The organism is Sulfitobacter sp. G21635-S1 (genome assembly GCF_027213915.1).
Lineage (GTDB): Bacteria > Pseudomonadota > Alphaproteobacteria > Rhodobacterales > Rhodobacteraceae > Sulfitobacter.
Window position 1 is genome coordinate 75835 of the sequence record NZ_JAPWGV010000026.1, and the last position, 6713, is coordinate 82547.

Here is a 6713-nt window from a genome sequence, read left to right on the forward strand (position 1 = left end):
GGGCATCGCAGCGTTTCGAGGGTTGATCGAGCGGCTTCCATCCCGACAGCTATTGCGTCTGTTTAGCTGTTAAATTGGGGCTTATGTCTTCAAGGGTTTCAGCGCACGCGGAGGTGACCCAGGCGGGCATCCGGGGTAGCGTGTCGAGGTCGCTGATATGATCCAGTCGGGCAAATGTCCTGCACAGAGCCTACATTGGCACGGCGCTTTCTGCTAGAAAATAGCACACTAACCGCCCCGCCCTGTTGTTCTCGGCTGCGTCCAATAAGTTTGCATTATCGGACATAAAAAGATACGCTGAAAATCAGTTTAATTTCATCGCTGGATTCACTGGAAAATGGCCGCAGAGGACGAGAAATCGACATCATCAAACTCTGATGCAAGTCATAATGCTCAGGGCGACGCGAGAAATCAAGAAAAAAGCGATGGGATCGCCCTGCCCTCCCATGTCGCGGGCTCCGGCAGCCTTGATCGCCTGGTCGACACCGCCCGCGACTATGCCCGCGCTGCAGCGTCCGACAACACGCTGAAGGCCTATGCCAAGGATTGGGCGCATTTTGCGCGCTGGTGCCGGATGAAGGGAGTGGAGCCCCTGCCCCCCTCATCCGAGATGATCGGCCTTTACCTCGCCGATCTCGCCTCCGGGTCAGGCCCCTCCCCTTCGCAGTGGGCGTCCCGCCCCCTGTCGGTCAGCACGATCGATCGCCGCCTCTCCGGCCTCGCCTGGAACTATGCGCAACGCGGATTCACCCTCGATCGTAAGAACCGCCACATCGCGACGGTGTTGGCTGGGATCAAACGCAAGCACGCGCGCCCGCCGGTGCAGAAGGAAGCGATTCTGGCCGAGGATATTCTGGCGATGATCGCCGCCCTGCCCTACGACCTGCGCGGCTTGCGGGATCGGGCGATCCTGCTGATTGGCTACGCGGGCGGTCTGCGTCGGTCGGAAATTGTCAGCCTCGACGTTCACAAGGACGACACGCCGGACTCGGGCGGCTGGATCGAGATCTTCGACAAGGGCGTCGTACTGACCCTGAACGCAAAGACCGGCTGGCGCGAGGTTGAGATCGGCCGCGGCTCCAAGGACCAGACCTGCCCTGTCCATGCACTCGAGCAATGGCTGCACTTCGCCAGGATCGACTTCGGCCCTGTCTTTGTCGGCACCTCGCGGGATGGCAAACGCGCCTCTGACAAGCGGCTCAACGACAAACACGTTGCGCGGCTGATCAAGCGCACGGTCCTGGACGCGGGCATCCGGTCGGACCTGCCTGAGAAAGACCGCCTCGCTATGTTCTCTGGCCACAGCCTACGCGCCGGTCTCGCCAGCTCCGCCGAAGTCGACGAGCGCTATGTCCAGAAGCAGCTGGGGCACGCTTCGGCCGAGATGACTCGCCGCTATCAGCGTCGCCGAGACAGGTTCCGGGTGAACCTGACGAAGGCAGCCGGGTTGTGATGTGGATCAGGAGTCTTCGGACTTCAAAGCCGAAAGTGAGGCAACATGGCGAGGGAGATCGCTGCGGGAATGGAGGATATCCACGATGATGACCTCGTCCGATCGATCCAGAAACACAAGGAAATGTTCCCCTGCCCTTATGAACCGCAGGTCTTCGACATCATCAACGAGAACTGCGCAACTCCGGCTATGGGCCTGGCCGTTCAGAATTCTTTCACAGCAGTTGAGCAATTCGGCCTCGTAAAGCTCCGCTTGGCGCAGCCCGAAATTCTCGATCGTCCATCTGCCGATTTCAGTGAGGCTAGCTTCCGCACGACGAGTCAGCCGGAAGGATCGGCTCATGAACGCGCGCGCGCAGTCGCAAAGGCCCTACGGATCGCATCTTTGCCGCTTCCCTCCGCAAGATCGCCCGCCTTGGCCTGCGCCAGACCTTCAATTAGACCTTTCCGGATCCCGGCTAGTTGTGCTTCTTCCTGCTCCAGCAATCTCAGGCCAGCGCGCATTGCTTCACTCACGTTCTGGTAGCGCCCGGATGCCACCAAGGCTTGAACCAGTTGATCCTGAGGTTCGGTCAGGACAACGTTGCGTGTCACCATGTGTCAGATCTCCTTTGTTGGCAATATATGCCAATGCCACTTATTTATCAATACGTCACGCCGCCTGCCCGCTGAGCCTGCCATAGAAACTACGCTCCAAATGCAGCTCTCCTGCCCCAGCCTTCTCGACCATGCCCCGAAGATATCCGCCCGGCGAGGCAACCTCACCGACACTGTGCTTCTCGAAGACGAGCGCAAATGCGGCCGTGGCCACTTGGGTCCCCATTCGATCCTGCGCTACGTTCCAGGCATGCTCTGAGATACCGATCATCGGCCTGAGTTGCCCGGCAACGCGGTGCAGGTCGCCCCAATCCTTCAGGAATCCACCCATATTGCGCGCCCAGGACGCGAATTCCGGACAGGCCTGCATGATTGTCGGCAGATCGAGCGCCGTCCGCTTCTTGCGCACCTCGGCAACCCAGTCTTCCAGCTCCCTATCAACCCACTCTTCGGGTGGAGCATTGGGTACCACGCCCGCCGCTTCCTCTTTTTCAGAGGAATTACTAGTTACAGGATTAAGTTGATTTGTAATTAGTATATGAGGTTCAGAAATGACCTCCCTGGGGTCCATTTCTTGAGTCTTTTTTGTGATTTGGGTGTCTTTGTTACCGATGTTTTCCACAGGTTTTGTCGCACCAGTCGCCTTGAGATAGGCCGCTTCGACCCGTTCCTGAAGTTCCTTGAACCACAACAGTAGCCGTTCCAACTGCTCAGAGGCTTCATGACGACGCGGAAGCCGGTCCAGAAGTTCCTCAAAGAGTCCAGTGAATTGGCTCCAGGGCCCGCGCAGCGCGCTGCTGATAGCCGCCTCAATCCGAGCGCGGATCATCCGGCGTGCCACCGTAATCTGACGCTTCAGGCGCTGGCAGAGCTCGCGCTCGGCCTGCAGCTCGGCATGAAGCTCCTCGAACTCCTCGACACGGGCTGAAAGCGGCGACAGATCGAAGCCATACGCCTCAACGATGCGCCCATCGGCGTCCCTACGGCCCCACCGCTTGCCATTCGGGCTGTCCTGAAAGGAAATCACGCCGATCTCGGCCAGGCGCCGCGCATGGCGCTTGAGCGCGGAGAGCGAAAAGCCCGTCCGCTCCATCAGATAGGCGTTCGACGCCCAGACGATCGGGCGCTGCCCCTCCTCCCAGTCCTGGGCCTGGGTGAAGGCCCCGAGCGTGTCGAGGAGCATCATGTCGCCAGCCTTCAGGCCGATATGTGCACCAACGCGCTTGAGCGCGACAAATGCTCGTGTTTTGGGTACTGCTACCCGTTCACCGGCTTGGGCAAGTTGCTCAGCAACCCCAAGACCCGGTGTCGGCTTGCGCCAACCTGTATGTTTCATGCCTGTATCTCACCTCCGGTTATGTGGAGGCAAAAGAAAGCCGTTCGCTCAAAAGCGTTCATCGTTGACAGTGATTCGTGGGAGAGGTATCTTCTAAGCGACCAAACTTTTCAGATTAGCTCTCAGGCCACGCTGCTTGGGGGCTTTTCTTTTGCCTAGATCATTGTTCCGACTGCTCCTCTTTTGTTGCGAGGAATTCGCTGTAGAGCTGATCCAGTCGACCGGAGAGAAAGTCTCCGAACTCGGTTGAATCCTGTGCTGTCAGCGAAATACTGAATGCCCTTCCGGACCGGCCGATTACCCCTTTGATGCGGCCTTTGCCGGCGGTCCAGGTGCGCTTCTTGGGTGCCATGCGCGTCTTTCTGCGCTTGGGTGTCCTGCCCGCCTCTGCCAGTCTGCTGTGCAGGAGCTCGAACCTTGCATCGCTATCCAGCTCGTGAAACCCTTCGAGTTCCAAGGCACCTTCAAGGACCTTTTGGTTCGCAGACTCCGAAGCCAGCTTCTTGAAATCCTCCCAGCGGTCACGGCCAATCTGCTTAGCGGGACCGATCCGCTCAATCACATGCCTCGGGATGTTCTGCGCGACAGACAACATGCGCGACAACAGCGTTCCATCAATGGTCAGCGCCGACTGGATCACATCCTTCGCCTGCCCCATATCAAGGAGGCTTTTTGCGAAAAGCGCCTTCTCGATGAATGAAAGATCCGCGCGCGCCGTGTTCTCTTGCCCTTGGGCGAGAATGTGCGCCACATCGTCCATTGGTTTGGCTACAGCGCGAACCTTCCGGCCAAGGGCTGACGCCACGCGCACACGCCGATGGCCGAAGACGATCATATAGCGACCGTCCAGATCCGGGTGCGGGCGAAGCAGTACTGGAGTGTCCTGGCGACCAGTTGCAATCGACTCCTTCAGCTCGTTGAAGGCCTCGTCGTCGTCGCTGAGACGATCCGAAATGAAGGACACATCGATCAATTGGGGATCGATTTCGACGATGGTTTCCCCTTCGAGCAAGCGCTTCGAATTTTCGGCAAGATTGTCAATCGAGACCTTCATGGACTTTGATGCGCCACGCATCGCATAGCCTGATCGGCCAGAGTCCTTCGGCTGCTCGGAAGAACTGGCCATCACATTTTTCAGGAGGTCTTTACGAGCCATCAAACTGTCTCCTTCTGGGCGATCATAGACGTGAACACTCTGGACAAATGGCTGTCTGCACGGCTGTCAAAACTATCAATCTGCACGGCTGTCAAAGACGTCGTCATTCGCGCCCCCATGCTTTGTGGATCAGCTCCGAAACCTCATCGTTCACGTCGTTCAGTGAAGTGATTGCCCGGTCATAAGTTGTGCGAACAAACTGGGAGCGCTCGACCTCGTAGAGTGTCTGTTTAGTAATCCCAGCGTCGGAGATCGCCGTGGATTTCAAAACAGGCGCGGTAAGCATCTGGTTCGGGAACATCGCCTGCAGAAACCCGACCATCTGCTTCTGAGGGCCATCAGTGGGTTCAAACCTGGTAACCAGATAGCGAAACCATTTCAGTCGCATGTTCGCGCCAGCGTCTCGTATTGTCTTCATGATTCCGCCAAGCATGAGCAGAAATTGACTCATCGACATAACGTCCAGCATCTGTGGGTGGACGGTGACGATGACTGACGACGAGGCTGTCAGTGCGGTCAGCGTGAGATAGCCAAGCTGCGGTGGGCAATCGATCACCACGACATCATAGCGATCATCGACTTCGTCGAGCGCCTTAGAGATCCGAGTGAAGAAAAGGCGCCCCTCGTGGGGGTCGCTGCTCGTCAAGGCAACGGGGGTATCGTACTCATACTCTTGAAGTTCCAAACTTGCAGGCACGATATCAAGGTTAGGAAAGTTCGTTGGTCGGATTACTTCGATAATTGGCTTGCGTTGATCATCGTAGCGGAGCGTCTCGTAGAGCGATGGAACATTATCGAGCTCCGGCTGAATACCATGCAGAGCTGTCAGTGATGCCTGCGGGTCAAGATCGATCGCCAGTACACGATGCCCTTTCAGCGCCAAGTGCTGAGCCAGATGAGCCGCAGTCGTCGTCTTTCCGGACCCGCCTTTGAAGTTGACGACAGAAACTACATGCAGTTCCTCACCTTCACGCCGATGGGGCACATACCGCCGCTTTCCAGGCCGACCATGCTTGTCCAAATACGCCCGCAGTTCGAGCATTTGCTCAGCTGAATAACTACGCCTCCCCGACGACGAGGTTTCGGGATCAGGCCCCTTACCTTCTAGGTGGAGCTTCTTGATTGTCGACTGGGTCACGCCGAGATAATAAGCGACCTCCGCCAGCGAAAACTGACGTAGACCTTTCTGGGCATCTGGAGGATACTGTTCCTGCCGCAACATATTGAGACGGTCAGAAATCAGCTCTCCCTGTTGAAGGATGATCTCGTCGAAGGGTTGATCCTTCGTATCAGCCGTAAATGACCTATCTCGCATCCGCCTGCCCTCTAAATATCGCTTTTTCAGCAATTTATCCCTTTAAAGTGTCATCTACACGGAAAAATGAGTCTTAACAACGATTTTCACGCGGTGGCTTATGCACTCCCGCAGCACGATCGAGTCTAGATGCGGCGACAAGCTATAGTGAGCGGCGAAAAAGGCGGCCCAACATATGGAACCAACGGTGCGGCCTTCTGCGCAGCACTCAACTCGAACGGCGCGGTAAAAATACTTTAACCTACTGTTTTAAAATACATTTATGTAACTGCACGGCTGTCAAACGGCACATGGCTTGAAGCGTCGAAACGCCTAGCGGATCCGCAAACACGACAGCCACGCAGCGAGCTGCATCAGAAAAGTTCTACATCTGAACCGTGGTCACTTGGTTCCGTCAAACACATCGCCCATGCCACTCCAACACATAATAAATCGTGTCAGTGCCATAGGAGACAACGAGAATCGGCTGGGTTGCCCCAGCCGATTCTTTGCGTCACGCGGCGTCTTTGGGGCCCCAGGGGATGATCGCCTGCAGGGACAGATCGTCCTGGCTTGCCGCCTTGCCGAGGTTGGCGTTGAAGCCGTGGTCGCGGATGGTCAGCGTGAAGTAGTCGGCGCCGGTCTCCTTGTTCTGCTTCTTCCAGATGCCGCCGCACTCAACCAGCTTGCCACGCGGGGAGCGGCCGAGGACGCGGTGTGTGGGGGCCATCGGGTTCGTGCTCGCGACGGGTTCGACTGTGATGTCGAGGTCGAAGGTCAAGGTCGAGATGGAGCCGACGCCCTTGGCGGTTTCGATGTCGGCGCTGGTGAATTTGATGCAGTTCGTGGTCATTGCTCTTCTCCTTGTTTGCGTTGCA

Annotated in this window: 7 protein-coding genes and 1 pseudogene; 1 reads left to right on the top strand and 7 read right to left on the bottom strand. The window is 57.1% G+C overall.

Annotated elements, in window-relative coordinates; translation table 11 throughout:
• Window positions 1-79 precede the first annotated feature (79 nt).
• Window positions 80-187 (bottom strand): annotated as a pseudogene (locus tag O4H53_RS27205) (DUF1403 family protein); the annotation flags it as partial.
• Between the two features lie 150 nt (window positions 188-337).
• Here O4H53_RS27205 and O4H53_RS21290 point away from each other — a divergent pair.
• The gene (locus O4H53_RS21290; protein ID WP_065331088.1) at window positions 338-1453 is read left to right on the top strand and encodes a tyrosine-type recombinase/integrase; all 1116 of its coding nucleotides are present in this window, start codon (window positions 338-340) and stop codon (window positions 1451-1453) included.
• Window positions 1454-1459: 6 nt separating this feature from the next.
• Here O4H53_RS21290 and O4H53_RS21295 read toward each other — a convergent pair whose 3' ends face one another.
• The 6 genes from O4H53_RS21295 to O4H53_RS21320 all read right to left on the bottom strand — a co-directional run bounded on the left by O4H53_RS21295 (window position 1460) and on the right by O4H53_RS21320 (window position 6688).
• Window positions 1460-1795, bottom strand: coding sequence for a type II toxin-antitoxin system RelE/ParE family toxin (locus O4H53_RS21295; RefSeq protein WP_064225037.1), 336 nt, complete (start codon window positions 1793-1795; stop codon window positions 1460-1462).
• The gene (locus O4H53_RS21300; RefSeq protein ID WP_064225038.1) at window positions 1792-2049 is read right to left on the bottom strand and encodes a type II toxin-antitoxin system ParD family antitoxin; all 258 of its coding nucleotides are present in this window, start codon (window positions 2047-2049) and stop codon (window positions 1792-1794) included. The genes O4H53_RS21295 and O4H53_RS21300 overlap by 4 nt, the downstream gene beginning before the upstream one ends.
• Before the next feature lie 55 nt (window positions 2050-2104).
• On the bottom strand, window positions 2105-3385 hold the full coding sequence (gene repC, locus O4H53_RS21305; RefSeq protein WP_064225039.1) for a plasmid replication protein RepC: 1281 nt from the start codon (window positions 3383-3385) through the stop codon (window positions 2105-2107).
• A 160-nt stretch (window positions 3386-3545) separates the two neighbouring features.
• Complete coding sequence (gene repB / locus O4H53_RS21310; protein WP_269366973.1) at window positions 3546-4541, bottom strand: plasmid partitioning protein RepB; 996 nt, start codon at window positions 4539-4541, stop codon at window positions 3546-3548.
• Between the two features lie 103 nt (window positions 4542-4644).
• Window positions 4645-5856 (bottom strand): plasmid partitioning protein RepA, encoded by a 1212-nt coding sequence (repA, locus tag O4H53_RS21315; RefSeq protein ID WP_064225041.1) that lies wholly within the window; start codon window positions 5854-5856, stop codon window positions 4645-4647.
• Between the two features lie 493 nt (window positions 5857-6349).
• Window positions 6350-6688: a DUF736 domain-containing protein gene (locus O4H53_RS21320; protein ID WP_064225042.1), complete on the bottom strand. Its 339-nt coding sequence runs from the start codon at window positions 6686-6688 to the stop codon at window positions 6350-6352.
• Window positions 6689-6713 lie beyond the last annotated feature (25 nt).